This window comes from Anaerococcus sp. Marseille-P3915, from assembly GCF_900258475.1.
In the GTDB taxonomy this organism is placed as follows: Bacteria; Bacillota; Clostridia; order Tissierellales; family Peptoniphilaceae; genus Anaerococcus; species Anaerococcus kampingae.
The window spans coordinates 318,532-334,848 of sequence record NZ_LT984888.1 but is presented as its reverse complement, the minus strand read 5'-3'; the positions used below and the strand labels follow the sequence as shown (position 1 = coordinate 334,848).

At 38.4% G+C, this 16,317-nt stretch carries 14 protein-coding genes; 1 reads left to right on the top strand and 13 read right to left on the bottom strand.

Annotated features, from left to right (window positions below; genetic code table 11):
• Positions 1-55 precede the first annotated feature (55 nt).
• Together C8269_RS09205 and C8269_RS09200 are read right to left on the bottom strand one after the other, a co-directional pair.
• Complete coding sequence (locus C8269_RS09205) at positions 56-1,429, bottom strand: glycoside hydrolase family 1 protein (protein ID WP_106461423.1); 1,374 nt, start codon at positions 1,427-1,429, stop codon at positions 56-58.
• Complete coding sequence (locus C8269_RS09200; RefSeq protein ID WP_106461422.1) at positions 1,426-2,295, bottom strand: ROK family protein; 870 nt, start codon at positions 2,293-2,295, stop codon at positions 1,426-1,428. Before C8269_RS09200 ends, C8269_RS09205 begins: the two co-directional genes overlap by 4 nt.
• 40 nt (positions 2,296-2,335) lie before the next feature.
• Here C8269_RS09200 and C8269_RS09195 point away from each other — a divergent pair, with 40 nt between their 5' ends.
• Positions 2,336-3,067 (top strand): MurR/RpiR family transcriptional regulator, encoded by a 732-nt coding sequence (locus C8269_RS09195; RefSeq protein WP_106461421.1) that lies wholly within the window; start codon positions 2,336-2,338, stop codon positions 3,065-3,067.
• Here the strand turns inward: C8269_RS09195 and C8269_RS09190 are convergent.
• From C8269_RS09190 to manA, 11 genes are all read right to left on the bottom strand, one after another.
• The gene (locus C8269_RS09190; RefSeq protein WP_106461420.1) at positions 3,060-4,340 is read right to left on the bottom strand and encodes a glycoside hydrolase family 125 protein; all 1,281 of its coding nucleotides are present in this window, start codon (positions 4,338-4,340) and stop codon (positions 3,060-3,062) included. The genes C8269_RS09195 and C8269_RS09190 overlap by 8 nt on opposite strands.
• Entirely contained in the window at positions 4,340-6,961 is a 2,622-nt protein-coding gene (locus C8269_RS09185) for an alpha-mannosidase (protein WP_106461419.1), read from the bottom strand. Before C8269_RS09185 ends, C8269_RS09190 begins: the two co-directional genes overlap by 1 nt.
• Positions 6,958-8,253: a beta-N-acetylglucosaminidase domain-containing protein gene (locus C8269_RS09180; RefSeq protein WP_106461418.1), complete on the bottom strand. Its 1,296-nt coding sequence runs from the start codon at positions 8,251-8,253 to the stop codon at positions 6,958-6,960. Before C8269_RS09180 ends, C8269_RS09185 begins: the two co-directional genes overlap by 4 nt.
• A gap of 139 nt (positions 8,254-8,392) precedes the next feature.
• On the bottom strand, positions 8,393-9,346 hold the full coding sequence (locus C8269_RS09175; RefSeq protein WP_234025875.1) for an ABC transporter substrate-binding protein: 954 nt from the start codon (positions 9,344-9,346) through the stop codon (positions 8,393-8,395).
• 63 nt (positions 9,347-9,409) lie between these two features.
• Positions 9,410-9,850 carry an extracellular solute-binding protein gene (locus C8269_RS11015; RefSeq protein WP_234025874.1) on the bottom strand — a complete coding sequence of 147 codons (441 nt, stop codon included), beginning with the start codon at positions 9,848-9,850 and terminating at the stop codon, positions 9,410-9,412.
• A 30-nt stretch (positions 9,851-9,880) separates the two neighbouring features.
• Positions 9,881-11,410 (bottom strand): ABC transporter substrate-binding protein, encoded by a 1,530-nt coding sequence (locus C8269_RS09170; RefSeq protein ID WP_106461417.1) that lies wholly within the window; start codon positions 11,408-11,410, stop codon positions 9,881-9,883.
• An 18-nt stretch (positions 11,411-11,428) separates the two neighbouring features.
• Entirely contained in the window at positions 11,429-12,352 is a 924-nt protein-coding gene (locus C8269_RS09165) for a carbohydrate ABC transporter permease (protein ID WP_106461416.1), read from the bottom strand.
• A 9-nt stretch (positions 12,353-12,361) separates the two neighbouring features.
• Positions 12,362-13,363 (bottom strand): ABC transporter permease, encoded by a 1,002-nt coding sequence (locus C8269_RS09160; protein WP_106461415.1) that lies wholly within the window; start codon positions 13,361-13,363, stop codon positions 12,362-12,364.
• Between the two features lie 11 nt (positions 13,364-13,374).
• Positions 13,375-14,016 (bottom strand): hypothetical protein, encoded by a 642-nt coding sequence (locus tag C8269_RS09155; protein WP_106461414.1) that lies wholly within the window; start codon positions 14,014-14,016, stop codon positions 13,375-13,377.
• A complete protein-coding gene (locus C8269_RS09150; RefSeq protein WP_106461413.1) occupies positions 14,016-15,107 on the bottom strand; it encodes an ABC transporter ATP-binding protein in 1,092 nt (363 codons plus the stop codon). The genes C8269_RS09155 and C8269_RS09150 overlap by 1 nt, the downstream gene beginning before the upstream one ends.
• A 265-nt stretch (positions 15,108-15,372) precedes the next feature.
• Complete coding sequence (gene manA / locus C8269_RS09145; RefSeq protein WP_106461412.1) at positions 15,373-16,311, bottom strand: mannose-6-phosphate isomerase, class I; 939 nt, start codon at positions 16,309-16,311, stop codon at positions 15,373-15,375.
• Positions 16,312-16,317: the final 6 nt, after the last annotated feature.

Sequence of the window (16,317 nt, the reverse complement as noted above, 5' to 3'; positions counted from 1 at the left end):
TATTATAAGCTATTTTAGGAAAAATTGGAAATCGCTTGTATAAACTTCCCTTAGCTTAAAAGCCCTTATCTTCGCTTAGTTTCTTAAACCAGGCTCCAGATTTTTTGATAATCCTCTCGCCGGTGTCAAGCTTATATTCTACAAGGCCATATCTATTTTTATAAGCATTTAGCCAGGACCAGCAATCTATGAAGGTCCATAGATGGTAACCCTTGCAATTTGCCCCTTCATCCATGGCTTTTTTGAGGTAGGTCAAATGCTCTTTGATAAAGTCAATCCTATAATCATCCTCTATCCTGCCATCTTTTCTGAACCTTTCCTCATCTTCGACTCCCATGCCATTTTCTGAGATAAACCAGTCTATATTATTGTAATTGTCCCTAATATTGATGGCTATGTCATAGATAGCTTGAGGGTAGATTTCCCAACCCCTGTAAGGGTTCATGCGCTTACCTGGCATATCGTATGGCAGATAGTACTTAGTAGGCATAAATATGGCATCATCCTTGTAGGTGTAAGGATTTTCCATGACTCTAAGTGGCTGATAATAATTTACCCCAAGGAGGTCTACAGTATTGTTTTTGATTATTTCTAGCTCATCTGCAGTGAAATCTGGCGTGAGGTCTTCTTTTTTGATTATATCGACAAGCTCTTTTGGATAAGTCCCGAGGACTGATGGGTCTAGGAAGGACTTTTGGGCAAAAAGGTCTGCTATCCTTGCTGCTTCCAGGTCGTTTTTATGATTGCTTCTCGGATAGGCTGGAGTTAGGTTTAGGATTATGCCGATTTTTTTATTTGGATATAGGTCTCTTAGGGCCTTTATGGCCTTGGCTGATGCCAGCTGTGTGTTGTAGGCTACTTGGACTGCCTTTTTGGGATCAACCTCACATGGGTAATGATATTGATAAAGGTAGCCACATTCGACATGGACGATTGGCTCGTTGAAGGTAAAAAAGCAATCCACATATTCTCCAAAGAGCTTAAAGCAAGTCTTTGCGTAATCTACATACTTTTCTACGACCTCTTTATTGGCCCAACCCCCGATTTCCTGGAGATACATAGGCATATCAAAGTGGAAAAGATTTATAAAAAGTTTGATATTTTTATCCTTGATAGCCTTAAAATATGATTTGTAAAAGTCGACTGCCTTTGGGTTTACTTTCCCATCCATGGCTGAAATAAGCCTAGCCCAGGAGATGGATGTCCTAAAGGAATTGTGGCCAGTTTTGGCCAAAAGTTCGACATTTTCCTTATAATCGTGGTAGAAATTGGAAGTATTTTCTGGGCCTATCAAGTCATGAAACTTGTAAGGCTCCTGTCTGTACCAATAATCCCAGATATTATCAGTCTTGCCATCAGTATTTCCCCCTTCTGTTTGGGTAGCTGAGGTTGCAGATCCGAATAGAAAGTCTTCAGGAAATTTTATCATAGCTTCTCCCTTTCTTCTCTTAGTTTGATGTTGGCATAGGCCCCGTAGAGGTTGTTGTCATTGAAAAATGACACCGGTCTTATTTTTAAGCTTACACCAGCAAATATCTCTTCTTTTAGCTTGTCTTTTAGGGCAGTCATAAAGTTTTCATCTTCAGAAATCGCTCCGCCTATATAGATGATTTCTGGGTTTATGGAATAAGCTATATTGTATAGGCCCATGGCAAGGTAGGTAAACATCTTATCTACCTCGCTATAGCAAGGCTCTTCCTTTTTAAGGTAGTTTTCAAAAATAGTGTAGGTATCAAGGTCGAGGTCATATTTTGCCTTGATGGCCCTTGCCACATTTGGCAGAGTCCCTAGGGTGGAGAGGTTTTTGACCTTGCCATAATCATTAAAGAGCATATAGCCAAATTCTCCACTTTCTAGGCTAAGGCCCCTTAGGATTTCTCTATCCTTTACCACTGCCCCGCCTATGCCAGAGCCTATTATCACAAAGCAAACCAGGCTTTTATCAATATCTTTATAATAAATTTCGCCAAGGGCTGCGCAGTTGGCATCATTTTCTATGGCAACTGGTATTTTAAATTTCTCTTCTATATGCTTTGCAAAATTTCTCTCATCAAGATAGCCAAGGGCTGTAAGCCCACCTACTTGAAAGCTTTCGCTATCAACTGTGCCTGGAGAAGAAAAACCAATGGCATCTATCTGGTATTCTGCCACAAATTTATTTACAGTTTCTTCCAAAAACTTGATAAATTCGTCCATAGTTGGAAGGCTTTTGGCAGAATCTTTTTTGATTATTTTTTCATTTTCAATCAGTGCATACTTGGTGGATGACCCACCTATATCAAATACTAAATACATAATTCCCTTCTTATGTTATAATTATCTTAGGAGTGATTAGATGACAAATACTACTTATAATTTCATTATGGATATCATAAGCTCAAAATCTATAAAGCTATCAAAATCTGAAAGGGTGATTGTTGATAAAATCAAGGATATGGACCTAGACCTTGCCAAGCTTCATATAGGTGAATTTGCAAATTTATTAGAGCTTTCAAATTCGACTATTACCCGATTTGCCCAAAAGCTAGGCTTTGATGGATATTCTGAGCTTAAATTTAAGATTTCCCAAAAATTGCAAAGTCCCAAGTCCCTAAGCCAGGAAATCTACAAGAATTTTATAGATTCTTGCAAGGCCTTTGATGATAAAACTATTGACTTTATCAAAAGCCTGGCTAGTTTTGGTAAGATTGCCGTAATTGGTATTGGCTCATCTGGCCTTTGTGCCAATGAATTTGTCTACAAATTTGGCGAAATCGGCCTTGATAATACCGACTATGCCAAGGAGCCTTATTCTATAAATCTCCTTAGCAAGGGGCTTTCAGAATATGACCTTTTGATTGCAATTTCCCTTTCTGGAGAAAACCACAACCTCCTTGAAGGAGTAGACAATGCCAAGGCAAATAAGGCCAAGATTCTTGCCATCACAGGAAATGGCGACTCGACCCTTGCCAAAGAAGCTTCCCTTGCCATCATCCTTCCACCCTATCCGAAATATTCCTACAAGATTTCAAAAATATTTCCTGTGACCTTTATGCTTGATATGATTTGCGAGGCCTACCTTAACTAGCCTTTATCATTTCTATGCCAAGATATTTTAGGACAGCCTCTACAAAAATTGAATTGGACCAGGAAAACCAATCTCTGGTGTATTTTTCTGGATCATCCTTATCAAAACCCTCGTGGCACAAATAGGTGCCTGCGTGGGTTTTTTCAAAATATCCAAGAATTTCTTCCTGCTCTTTTTTATCGGTAGCTGTCATAAGCTGCATGGAAAGGGCCAAATGCCAGATGTAATTTTCAGGAGTGTGGTTTGAACCGATGCCTTTTGCAGCCGTCCCTTCATAATAATTTTCGTTTTTGTCTGAAAGGATAAGAGCCCTGGTGGACTTATAAATCGGGTCATCTTTTGCTAGATAGCCCAAATATGGAAGGGATAAGAGGCTTGGGATATTGGCATCATCCATGATATTGTAAGAGCCTAGACCGTCTGTTTCATAGGCGTAGACCTTGCCAAAATCATCATCCTCTGTAATTCCATATTTTTTAATCCCGCAATCTATCTCATCTGCTAATTTTTTCATTTTTTCTGATAATTCATTTGCTAAGCTCTCCTCATCTAAGCAAGCAGCAAGCCTTCTTAGGGCTACCACGCAAAAGGCATTGGCAGGGATTAGGTATTGGTAGATGCAGGAATCATCACTTGGCCTAAAGCCAGTCCAGGACATGCCTGTATAGCCAACCTCTGTCCCTCTCTTACTTCCCCTTAGCGAATCGCTAGGGGCCCATGGGTCTGGTCTTTCAAAGATGTAGGGAGAATTGTCATGGTTTTGCTCTAATTTTATAAGGTCTACCATATCATTCAAAACCCTTAAAAATTCCCCGTCAAAAATAGATGGGTCCTTGGTCTTTTCATAATAAAGATAGGCAAGCTCCATAACATAGCAAAGGGAGTCTAGCTCATATTTTCTCTCCCAAACCCAAGGAGATTCAAAATCTGTTATATCCTTATCAGTCCAACACCTGCCATTTGCCTTAATATTAAAGGCATTGGCATAGAGGTCCTTATCTAGGCAAAAGATTTGCCTGGCGAGGACTTTTTTAATAAGGTCGTTGGCCTCCTTGCTGTCTATATAAAAAAGCGGTCTAATTTGGCCAGATGAGTCCCTAAGCCACATAGCTTCTATATCGCCAGTGATTACAAAGGCATCACCCCTATCAGTTTCTTTTATGGTGGTGGTGAAGGTATTGTTAATGGCTTTTTTAAAAATCTTTTTAATCTCATCGGTTACCTGGTCGGATTTTTCAACCTTTTCCACCAAGTCTTTTACAATTTCTTTCATCAAAGCTCCAATCTGTATGTTTTAATCTCAAAGCCTGGCAAGATTTTGTCAATCTCATCTTTTATCTGAACATCTCCTAAGATGTCATATTCGACTGCCTTAAGGTCAAGCTCCTTAGGGCTTTCTCCTGGATTGTAGACTCTTAGGATTGGCTCGTTCTTGTCATTTCTATATAAGGTTGAGAAAAGATTGTCCCCCAGGTCGATTTGAGGAAGATTTGTATCTTTTTTCTCGATTTCGTTTTTATCTAGGCCAAGGCTTACAAAATCTACCCTGGCTTGTAAAATATCTTGCCTATTTTTATCAAAATCATTCACAAAGCCTGCAAAGTAGAAATCAAAGGTCATTTCAGATAAGTCATCTTTTATAAGCTGGGCATCAGGTGTTGGGAAATATCCCCAATCACCAAGCTCGCCTACTGATCTAAAGAGGGTAATATAAAGGCCTTCGCCCCTTACCATCTCATATTCGGCAGGGCCAACTGCAGATACTCCAAAGCCCTTTTTGTCATTATCCATTACCTGGACATAACGGTTGAAATTTTGGGAATAGTCTGGGTTTTTCCATGTCTGTGGTGGATAGGCATCTCTTTCTACACATTCAAAGATGGATTCTGCATAGACCTTGTCTGTTGCTAGATCATGACCAAAGAGGACACGCATCCTGTGGTCTTTGGCTAGGTTTTTAAGGCTGATTTTTATCTTAAGAGGGGCCTTTGCATGGTAAAGGGTGATTTCCTTATCAATTGTCATCTCTATTAAGTCACTAGACCTATTCGCCCTTCTCTGGGTGATATCGTTAAGGCGGATTTGCTCGGCTAAAAGCTTATCTTCGGCTGCTTTTGGAAGCTTAAAGCTTTCTCTTAGTTTAATTATAGTCTTGTCATTTTCTCTTATAATTTTTTGGTCGATTAGTTTGCCGCCAAGAATCCTTGCCCCATCTGTCGATTGCCTATAGATATATTCATTGCCTATATCGCCTGTATCTTCGATGGCTAGGACGTTTTTAAAGGTCAATCCCGAGCTTTTATCATAAATATCAAGGCTAGCATTATCATTTATCTCTAGCTTATAAAAGTCATTTTCGATTGTTTTTTCATTTATTTCCCTAGATGTAAAGGAAGATTTGCCAGAAACTAGCCTTAAGATTTTTTTCTCAAAGGCTTTTAGTTTTAGGGTAAATCTGACTCTCACCCTATTTGCAAAATAAGGCTTTCTAAACTTATCATCTGGCAAGATATAGCCAAAGCCTGTGCCTAGGTAGGTGATTTCTGCAGGGATTTCTTTTCCATCTTCATCTACTAATTTCAATGATGGGACAGCTTTTCCCGCAAGTTCATCATAAACTTCTGGATAATCTATGCCGAAAAATTTCCTATCTATTTCGATATCTGTTAGCACTTCTTTCATCCTCTTATAAGGGAGGGTGTTTATTATGCAAATGGCATAATCATTGGCATTAGCTGTTGTTTCCCTGATCTTTTTCTTGGCAAAGTCTTCTAAATAATCAAGGCCATCATATACACTCTTAAAGCGTCTGAGATTGCCATCGTGGACTGAGTCTATGGAACAGCCGCAAATGCTGTCGTGGGGATGGTTTTTGACTAATTCTTGGTAGAAATAATCTAGCTTTTGCTGAGGATAGGCATCCTCATCCACAAAAAGAGTGAATAGGGGCTGGAGAATTTCTTCAAAACGCAGCTCCAGGCTCTTATTGTATTTTTTAAGGTAATACCTAGATGAGGATGTGGAATTTAGAGTCCACCAACCATCAGTAGCCTGGCTTCTAAGCTCGCCCTTGATTGTATCAAGGTCTCCTACCTCCTCTTCTAGAGCCTTAAAATAAAGGTCTAAATTTGAATGGATAAAATTATAATCTTCATAAAGGGCATTGGCCTTTTTTATGATTTGTCCAATATTTTTCTGAACTGGTGAATGATCACAGCCATTCATTAAAAGAAGCTGGTTTGTGGATGCGTATTTTTCCATATCGGCTATGCGTTTATCCATGTAGGCCTTAAGTTCATCCTCATCTTCTGGTATATCGAGGCCATTGGCATACCAATTTGCAAAAAGCACGCTTAGGGTCTTATCGCCATTGGGGCTTTGCCAATAAATTTCAGAATTTTTTGAGGTAAAATCTTCAATCACTACATTGTCAAAGCCAGTAGCCTTGACTCCCCTGCCAAAATATGCCACGTCTATCCCTGCTTTTTTGAGGATTTGGCTGGCCTGGCCGATATTGCCAAAGGTGTCTGGGAAATATCCAATCATTGAAGGATGTCCCCACTTTTTGATATTTTTAATGCCAAGGCTTAGGTTTTTAAGGTTAGATTCACCACTTGTAAGAAAGGCATCTTGGAGGATATACCAAGGGCCTAGCTTAAGCTTGCCTGCTTCTATCAGATTTTTAATTTTTTCCTTATTTTGAGGGCGGACCTGAAGATAATCTTCTATAGGAAGATAGTGGCCATCTAGCCAATAATATTTAAAGTCTGGGTCCTCAAAGGCCTCAAGGACTCCATCAATCAGGTCAATTAGACGCATGTGGTGGTTTTCATAAGGCAGGTACCACTCCCTATCCCAGTGGGTGTGGCTTACAATGTGGACGGTCTTTTTCATTGGTCATACCCTAATCTTAGGTCTTCGTAGATTTTTTCAAGGACTCTGGAGGTCTTTACCTGTCTTTGTTCGAGCCTATCTTGGGTAAATTCTGTATAAATTTCCACCTTGCAATCTTCTGTCTTTTTATAAAGGTCTTTGGCCTTTTCTAAATTGCCATCAAGTAGAGCCTTGACTGCTTTTAAAAGATAAGAAAGGGATTTGAAAAATTCCTTTACTTCCTCATATAATTTTTCATTTGTGTAATTTTTAAAATAAGAGTCGATTGCTCCTAGTTTTTCATCAATGAGGGCCTCAAGTTTTTGGAAATCCTTAGCTTGGTAAGCCTTTAAAATTTCTCCATCTTCCTGGTATTTTCTCTCAGTGAACCTATCATAAACCCCAGATCCAAAGAAGGAATCAGAAATTATATATAGGTCATCAGCAACCTTGTTATCAACATAAGAAAGGGCTGCCTTAAATGATTTGAGAGGGTCGTAGGCCTTTGGGTCCTTGGCAAAGTCTTCTATCTGGTAAATTGAAATCTTGGATAGCTCTGCCTGGTTCATTGGATTTGAGAGGATTGACTTGTAATTGACATCCCTTGAGTCAAAAAACTCAAAAATTTCCATAAAGATTTGATCTCTTAGATAATCATTGACAGGCCAATTAAGCCAAATGTCAGCTTCCCTGCCAAAAAGGTCTATAAATTTGTCATTTGATGCCTTTGTGATTGGGACAACAACATCATAGCCTGTCCACATGATAGATAAATTATCTAGCCCCCTTAAGAGCTTAAAATATTCTTCTCCCTTTTGGTCTATCCAGGCTGAATTGTACCAAGGGTGGACAAGGAGAAGTTCTTTATTTTCAAAATTTTCTAGGTGGGCCAAGATATCTTTTACAAGTCTTAGGTGGAAGTCTCTTTGCTCGTAAGCCAAATCCCTGTCGATATCATCCATGCAAAGGGCAAAAGATGTGACTCCTGCCTCATGAAGCCTATCATATTTGGCAAAGAGTTTTTTAATTTCTGCATCGTAGTCATCAAATTTTATTAGATTTTGTCCAGGATGGATGGCCCAGATAAAGTCCACTGACTTTTCCTTGGCAAGGGAAGCTAGTTTACTAAGCTCAGCTAACTTTTCATCTGGATAGGCTTCTCTCCATTTTATATTGTGATAAGGGTCATCCTTAGGCGCGTAGATATATCGATTCATGCCTATGTCTGATAGGAATTCTATCATTGATAATCTATCTTCAAAGCTCCAAGGTATTCCATAAAATCCTTCTATTACCCCACTTTTTTCTAACATATTCACTCCTATTTTAATCTTTAAATGAAAATATTTTCATTTTCCTTTGAAAAGATAAAGGGCTGCTGCCCCTTGTAAATATCTATCCCCACTGGTGTGGGGATTATATTTACTTTAGCAACTGCCCCTCTTATTTTTCTTATTTATTGTTCCAAGCGTCTAGTTGTTTTTGTACTTCAGCAATCAATTTTTCTATTCCTGCAGTATCTAACTTTTCTAAGAATTCTTTATAATAAGCCTCGTCAAAAGCACCTGTTTTAAGATTCTTTTCATATTCAAATATTGTCTGTTCCACATTGCCTGCTTCGCTTTCAACTTCTTTTTTATCAAAATTGAAGCCTAGAATTGGTGATGGCTCTAAGTTTTCTAAAAATTCGTCTAACTTTGCCTTAGCTTCTGGTGTATCATCAGATTCTGAAGTTGTTAGTGGTGTCATAGTCTCTGAAGCTAGGAAGGTAAAGGCTGGCACGTCATATTTAGTGTCTTCAAGTTTTTTAACTTTGCCATCCACCATCTCATAATGCTTACCTTCTATACCATATGTTAAATATTTCATTAGGTCCTTGTCGCTAAACATCCTATTTAAAAAGTCCATTGCAAGCTCTTTGTGGTCTGATTGAGAATTGATTGCCGCAAGAGATCCAGTAGCCTTTTGGTTGGTTACTATTGTAGCTAGGCCTGCAGGAGAGGATACTACTTCTGTTTTAAAGGAATTTGACCAAATACCATCTGAATTTGGGCCACCCTCTGCCTTTGTTACTAGCCACTGGTCTTCTACCCCACCTTCTCCAGCATTCATTTGAGGAGCAGATGGATTTATATAACCCTTTTTCATGTAATCTTCTAAGATATCAAGTTGCTTTTTAAGCTCTGGATCTGCCCATGAATTATAGGCTATTAGCTTACCATTTTCTTCTTTTACTGCAACTCCAGGTGTCGCCTCTGATTGAGGTACTGGTGTTTGTAGGAGGAAGTCACTTACTATATTAAATGGGTAGTCAACGCTTGCTTCATTTTCCTTTACTTCTTTTAAGTAAGGCTCAAGCTCTCCAATGGTCTTTATCTTATCTATGTCAATCTTATATTTATCCACATAGGCCTTATTCCAGACAAAGTAATTGCCTGGGACCACATTTTTAGCCGCACCTGGTACCCCTTAGAGCCTGCCATTTATTGATGCACCCTTTATTACATCTTCTGAAAGAGAATCTTTTATATCCTTTCCCTTTTCATTGATTAAGTCTGTTATATCAGCAAAGGCTCCCTTTTCTGCCAAGTTTTTATATGGTCCTGACCAATTGGCTGTGAAGGCTATATCCCAATCATCTCCTGCATTACTTGCAAGTTGTAGCCTTTGTTCATACTCTCCCCAGTCAAAAAATTGTAAATTTATGTGATAACCAGCTTCTTTTTTATCTAGATATTCATTTATAGCTTTTACAACTTCTTCTGTTCCTTCTTGAGGGGTTCCTACGTCATAATAAGTTAGGGTTGGTATTTCTTCACTTTGCTTTTTTTCTTGCCCACCACATCCAGCTAGGCCTAAGCTAAGGCCTAGTAGGAGTGTGCTGATAGTAAGTTTTTTTAGTAAGCTCATTTTTATCTACTTTCTTAAATTTTATTTTTCTTATTTATTATTCCAAGCGTCTAATTGGCTTTGAACTTCTTCTATTACCTTGTCAATTCCTGCTGCGTTTAGTTTTTCTAGGAATTCGTCATAATAACTTTCATCGAAGGCACCAGTTTTTAGGTTGATGGTGTATTCGTTTACTGATTGTTGGATGTTTGCTATTTCTGTTGCGATTTTGCTTTCATCTAAGGTGAAGCCTAGAACTGGAGATGGTGCTAGTCTTTCTTCAAATTCTTTTGCTTCCTTATCAAATTCTTCATCGCCGATTCCTGGTGCACCATCTAGTGGTGTTCTATTTAGTGCTGATAGGAAAGTAAAGGCTGGTACGTCGTAGTCATTGTCTATGCCGTCAGCATCTTTGTTGTGTTTTACAACCTTGCCGTCTTTGTATTCGAAGTTTTTGCCTTCGATACCGTAGCATAACATATCTTGTAATTTCTTGTCTGTGAACATTCTATTGATAAAGTCCATGGCTAGCTCTGCCTTGTCAGATTGAGAGTTGATTGATACCATCTTACCTTGGGCTTTGTCGTTTGATACTACTATTTTTTCGCCTACTATGTTTGATACCACTTGGTTACGTGGTGCTACTGACCAGATTGCTGCTGATCCTGGTTCTCCTTCACCTTCTGTTATGAGTACTTCGTTTTCTGGCATTACTGTTCCAGGTTCTACTTGTGGTGCTGATGGTGAAATATATCCATTGTCCATGTACTCTTTCATCTTCATGATTTGTTCTTTGAATAGGTCAGCTGAATAGCGGTTGTAGGCTACAAGTTTACCATTTTCTTCTTTTACAGCTACACCGTCTGTTACTAGGTATTCTGGTTCTGGCATTGCAAATAAGAAGTCTTTTGATACGCCAAATGGATATTGCATGCCTTCTTTTTCTTTTACTTCTTTAAAGATTGGTTCTAGTTCTGTAATATTTTTGATATTTTTGTAGTCGATGTTATATTTATCAACCATGGACTTTGTCCATACAAATTGGTTGGCTGCTACTACACCTGGATAAGCTGCAGGTATACCGTAGATTTTATCATTCATGCTTACGCCTTTTAGCATGTCTGGGTTGATTAGATCTACAAATTCTTTACCTTTTATTAATTCTGTTAGATCCATTAGAGCATTTTGAGATACTAATGTCTTATATGGGCCTGCCCAGCTTGCTGTGAAAGCTAGGTCCCAATCTTCACCTGTTGATGAAGCTAGTTGAAGTCTTTGTTCATAGTCACCCCAATCGTAGAATACTAGATTTAGGTGGTAACCTGCTTTTTGTTCATCGAGGTATTCGTTGATTTTTGCTACAGTTTCTTCTGTACCTGTTTGTGGAGTACCGATGTTAAGGTAGGTTAGGGTTGGGACATCCCCTGTTTCGGTTTTCTTATCATCCTTTTTTTCTGCAGTTTCTGTTGTTTCTGTCTTTTTTGTTTCTTCAGCTGGCTTTTCATTGTTTCCGCATGCAGAAATTCCTAAAGCGAGCATTAGTGCCATTGATGTGTAAGCAAATTTTTTAACTAAATTCATGATCTCCTCCTTAATGAATTATTCTTTTACTGCTCCAAGTGTTAGACCACTTATGAAGTATCTTTGGAAGAATGGGTAGGTTATGGCAATTGGCGCTGTTGTTATAACTACTATGGCCATCCTCAAAGTCTCCTGTGGCAAAGTTTTCATTGCTTGATTGGCTACACCTCCTATTTGGCTACCTCTAGATGCGAGGAAGGCCGTTGAATTTTGCACTCTTATTAACAGGTATTGGACTGGTATTTTATTTAAGTCATCTATATAAAGCATGGCATTGTACCAATCATTCCAATAGCCTAGTGTTAAAAATAGTCCGATTGTGGCAAGGACTGGCAAGGATAGGGGAAGGACGATTTTGAAAAATATCTGAAATTCGTTAGCTCCGTCTATGGTTGCCGCCTCTATTAGGGCATTTGGGATGGACGTTTGGAAAAATGTCCTCATTATTATTATGTTAAAGGTGCCTAGAAGTAGGGGCAAGATTAGGGCCCACACTGAATTTCTAAGTCCTAAAAACTGTGTCATTACTAAATAGCTTGCTACAAGTCCGCCTGAAAATAGCATCGGAATTGTAGATACTTTTGTGAAAAATCCCTTAAATTCAAAATCATCTCTAGATAGGGCGTAAGCATAAAGGGTTGTCAAACATAGGGCAAGGATTACACCTACAACTGTGATAAAGATTGACACCTTATAGGCCCTGATTATAGTTGATCCTGACCTAAAGATTAGCTTGTAGGCATCAAAGCTTATCTGTTTTGGAAATAAGCTGTAGCCGTTTGTGGCAAGGGTTGCCTCATCTGTGATTGATATGACAAAGACAAAGAGGAAAGGCAAGATTGCCGATATGGTCAAAAGAATCAAATATATATTTAGGCCGATATTGCTTGCCCTAGATACTTCTAAGGGATCATAATGCTTTTTATTTTTTATTTCTTGCATGATATCCTCCTAGAATAGGGACCTTTGTGGGTCGTATCTCTTGACTAGCTTATTGGCTCCAATTATTAAGATTGCTCCAACAGCTGATTGCAAGAGTGAAACTGCTGATGATAGGCCTATATCTCCATTTTTCATAAGGGCCCTAAATACATAGGTATCGATTACGTTTGTAACAGCATAAAGTGGTCCAGAATCTCTTGGCACTTGGTAGAATAAACCAAAGTCTGCCCTAAAGATATTTGCCAGACTCATTATAAACAAAACTGTCACAACTGGCTTAAGCATTGGGATGGTAATGTATTTAATCTGCTCCCACTTGCTTGCCCCGTCCATAACCGCCGCCTCATAATAGGTCTTATCGATTCCTGATAGGGCTGATAGATAGACTACTGTATTGTAGCCTAGGCCCTTCCAGGCATTGATTATTACCAAGAAGACTGGCCACCAGGTCTTTGTGGTGTACCAATTTATATTTTTGCCACCGAATTTTGTCAAGAGGGCATTTAAAAGACCCTTATCTGGTGATAAGAATGCAAATACTGCATAAGAAATAACTACCCATGATAAAAAGTAAGGCAAGAATAGAGAAGTTTGGTAAAACTTCGCAGCCTTCCTATTTAAAAGCTCATGGAGGGCTATAGCTGTAAACATTGCAAGAACAATGTTTACAACTATAAAAGTAGCATTGTACAAAATTGTATTTCTTATGATCACCCAAGCGTCGTTAGACTGGAAGAAGAACTTGAAGTTATCAAATCCAATCCAATCGCTGTGGTAGAGATTGTAAAAGAAATTTTTAGAAAATACCTTATAATTTTTGAAGGGGATGATGACCCCAAACATTGGTAGATAGCTCATTATTGCAAACCAGATGAAACCTGGCAGGCAGAAGGCCATCAGAGGTAGGTTCTTTTTAAATCTTTGGCTAAATGGTTTTTTGGCTTTTTTCTTTCTTTCTTTTAATTCTTTTTGGTCAAGGACCTTAGTCTGACCCAAGTTTTTATTATCCATTTTAACCTTCCTTATAAGTTTTTAACTTTACTTTGGTTTATGAAATTGCCCATAAAGCCTAAAATTATCACTAGCACATAGGTCCAAAGGGCGTTTTTTATCATTAGCTCTTCGATTAGACCCCATACCAGGCAGATAATTATAGCATATAGGGGATATTTTAAAGTAAGGATGGCAGAATTTTTGATAGTTTCCACAAATCCCAGCTCTTTTCTAAAGGCCCTTTGGAGGATGGTATAGAAAATTATATTTCTAAAGGCTAGGCTCAAAAATATCCTAAGGATAAAAAGGCCTAAAATCCCATTTTCCAAAATTCTCAAAGAATCACAGGAGTAAAAATATAGACTAAGCAAAAGGCAATAAGTCGCATATTTTTTGATGGGCCTAGTAGAAAAAAGCTCTTTAAAATATGGTCTATAAAATGATTTTTGATTTACAAATACATTCCCCGTTCCTATAAAGGCCCTTTCTATAGCAAGGCCTAAAAGTCCTATAAGGGGCACAAATAGGAAAATATAGGAAATGAGGCTTTTATCTATCAAAAGATTTATCAAAATTATAGGCAAGAGTATCAGGCTCGTGTAGATTAGGGAAAGGACGATAAATATTATTATCTCTCCAAGGGCACCTAGGGATTTTGACAAGGACTCCATCAGATAATTCTCATAGTTGTGTCTTTATCAAAAAGGTGGATCTCATCAAGGTTGATATCAAGATTTATCTCATCATGCTTTTCAACCCCCTTAAACTTGCCCTGGACCTTGACTGCTATTTGGCTAGCAGCTTCCTCAGCTTGGGCATAAAGGATTGACTCATCTCCGAGCATTTCAATGTTTTCTATGGTTGCTTTTATTGATTTTCCACTTTTTTCATCTAGATTTACGGCAAAGGATTCTGGTCTTATGCCTATGATTATTTCCTTTCCTTCATAAGGCTTGATGGCCTCTTTTTGGGCATCATTTACAGGGATTTCTTCCTTGCCGATTGTAATTTTGCCGCCTGCTACCTTTCCATTGAAGAAATTCATTGGAGGGGAACCGATGAAGTTTGCAACAAAAATATTGGCAGGCTTGTCATAGATTTCTTCTGGAGTGCCCACTTGTTGCATGTAGCCATCTTTCATTACGACAATCCTTGTAGCCATGGACATGGCCTCTGTTTGGTCGTGGGTTACATAGATTGTGGTTGTGTCAAGCTGGTCGTGGATTTTGGAAATTTCTGTCCTCATCTGGACCCTAAGCTTGGCATCAAGGTTTGATAGTGGCTCATCCATTAGGAAAATATTAGCTTCCCTAACTATAGCCCTACCTAGGGCTACCCTTTGTCTTTGGCCACCTGAAAGGGCCGCAGGCTTTCTGTCTAGATATTCTTTTAGCTCTAACATCTCGGCTGCCTTTTCGACCTTTTTCTTGATCTCAGCCTTATCTACCTTTTGTAGTTTAAGCCCAAAGGCCATATTATCAAAGACGGTCATGTGTGGATAGAGGGCGTAGTTTTGGAAAACCATTGCAATATTTCTATCTTTAGGGCTTACCTCATTCATAAGCTTTCCATCTATGTAAAGACTTCCTCCAGAAATTTCTTCAAGGCCTGCTATCATCCTGAGGGTGGTGGACTTGCCGCAACCGGATGGGCCTACAAAAACTATAAATTCTTTATCTTCAATATCCAAATTGAAGTCAAATACCGCTTGAACACCATTTGGATAAATCTTATCAATGTGCTCTAATTTTAAATTAGCCATATTTTCTCCTTGTCATCTTATGAAAAGGATTTTCTACCAATGTTATCCCTTTCTTCTAAATATTATTTTATAACATCTGCATAAAAAATGCAAGTGAATCGCATAATAAACACATTTTCATAATTTTTATGCATCAAGTTCTAATTATGAAAATATTTTCATTTTTATTTTTGGAAAATGTTTTACCTAATTAAAAGGCAAAATAGGCAAAAAAATAGACCAGCTTTGATGGCCTATTTCTAATGGTCTATTAATTTTAAAATTTTTAGTCTACCGGATTTGACTCAACAAGGGTCATCTGGCCCTTAAATTCATAAGATTTAGCTTCATTTGTGATTATAAAGAAATCTCCCCTCTTAAGTGGGTAAGTCTTTCCATCTACAAGGACTTCTCCCTGGCCTTCTACTACAAATTCTAAGAGGTATAGCTTATCTCTTTCTAGCTTGGCAGAAGTCTTTATGGTCATCTCTCTAACCTGGAAATACTCATTTGATGTGAGGATTCGTTGGTCATAACCATCTTTTTCTTCATTTACTATCTTATCTTCGTTTTCTATAATTTTTATAGCTTCTTTGGATTCTTCTAGGTGGAGGTCTCTTAGTTTTCCCTCATCATCTTTTCTATCATAGTCATAAAGCCTATAGGTGATGTCTGATGCTTGTTGGATTTCTAGGATTAAAGATCCCTTTTTTATGGCATGGACTGTACCAGACCTTACAAAGAAGAAATCTCCTAGCTTTGTTGGAACTTCCTTTAAAAGTTCATCCCATTTTCTCTCATCTATTAATTTTATGGCTTCTTTCTTACTATCTACATTTAGGCCATAGATAATTGAGGCAGGATCTTCATTTAAAATATACCAGCACTCAGTCTTTCCCTTTGCTCCATGAAGTCTTGCGGCCATCTCATCATCTGGATGGACTTGTATTGATAGGTCATCTCCTGCATCTATGAGCTTGACTAGAAGTGGGAATTCTTCTTCTTTGGGATTTCCAAAAAGGTCTTTCTTATCTCTATAGATTTCTCTTAAAGTCTTGCCTTTTAATTCTCCATTAGTGATGACTGAGCTTTCGCCTGGCATGCCTGATACGCCCCAATATTCTCCTACTTTTCCATCTGATACATCAAGCTTAAAGATATTTTTTAGCTTGTCTCCGCCCCAGATTTTTTCACGATAGTCGCCTTTTAAAAATAATACTTTCATTTCTAC

Coding starts and splice junctions, on each gene's coding strand:
- C8269_RS09205 (WP_106461423.1), bottom strand. CDS start 1,429: ATGATAAAATTTCCTGAAGACTTTCTATTCGGATCTGCAACCTCAGCT.
- C8269_RS09200 (WP_106461422.1), bottom strand. CDS start 2,295: ATGTATTTAGTATTTGATATAGGTGGGTCATCCACCAAGTATGCACTG.
- C8269_RS09195 (WP_106461421.1), top strand. CDS start 2,336: ATGACAAATACTACTTATAATTTCATTATGGATATCATAAGCTCAAAA.
- C8269_RS09190 (WP_106461420.1), bottom strand. CDS start 4,340: ATGAAAGAAATTGTAAAAGACTTGGTGGAAAAGGTTGAAAAATCCGAC.
- C8269_RS09185 (WP_106461419.1), bottom strand. CDS start 6,961: ATGAAAAAGACCGTCCACATTGTAAGCCACACCCACTGGGATAGGGAG.
- C8269_RS09180 (WP_106461418.1), bottom strand. CDS start 8,253: ATGTTAGAAAAAAGTGGGGTAATAGAAGGATTTTATGGAATACCTTGG.
- C8269_RS11015 (WP_234025874.1), bottom strand. CDS start 9,850: ATGAGCTTACTAAAAAAACTTACTATCAGCACACTCCTACTAGGCCTT.
- C8269_RS09170 (WP_106461417.1), bottom strand. CDS start 11,410: ATGAATTTAGTTAAAAAATTTGCTTACACATCAATGGCACTAATGCTC.
- C8269_RS09165 (WP_106461416.1), bottom strand. CDS start 12,352: ATGCAAGAAATAAAAAATAAAAAGCATTATGATCCCTTAGAAGTATCT.
- C8269_RS09160 (WP_106461415.1), bottom strand. CDS start 13,363: ATGGATAATAAAAACTTGGGTCAGACTAAGGTCCTTGACCAAAAAGAA.
- C8269_RS09155 (WP_106461414.1), bottom strand. CDS start 14,016: ATGGAGTCCTTGTCAAAATCCCTAGGTGCCCTTGGAGAGATAATAATA.
- C8269_RS09150 (WP_106461413.1), bottom strand. CDS start 15,107: ATGGCTAATTTAAAATTAGAGCACATTGATAAGATTTATCCAAATGGT.
- manA (WP_106461412.1), bottom strand. CDS start 16,311: ATGAAAGTATTATTTTTAAAAGGCGACTATCGTGAAAAAATCTGGGGC.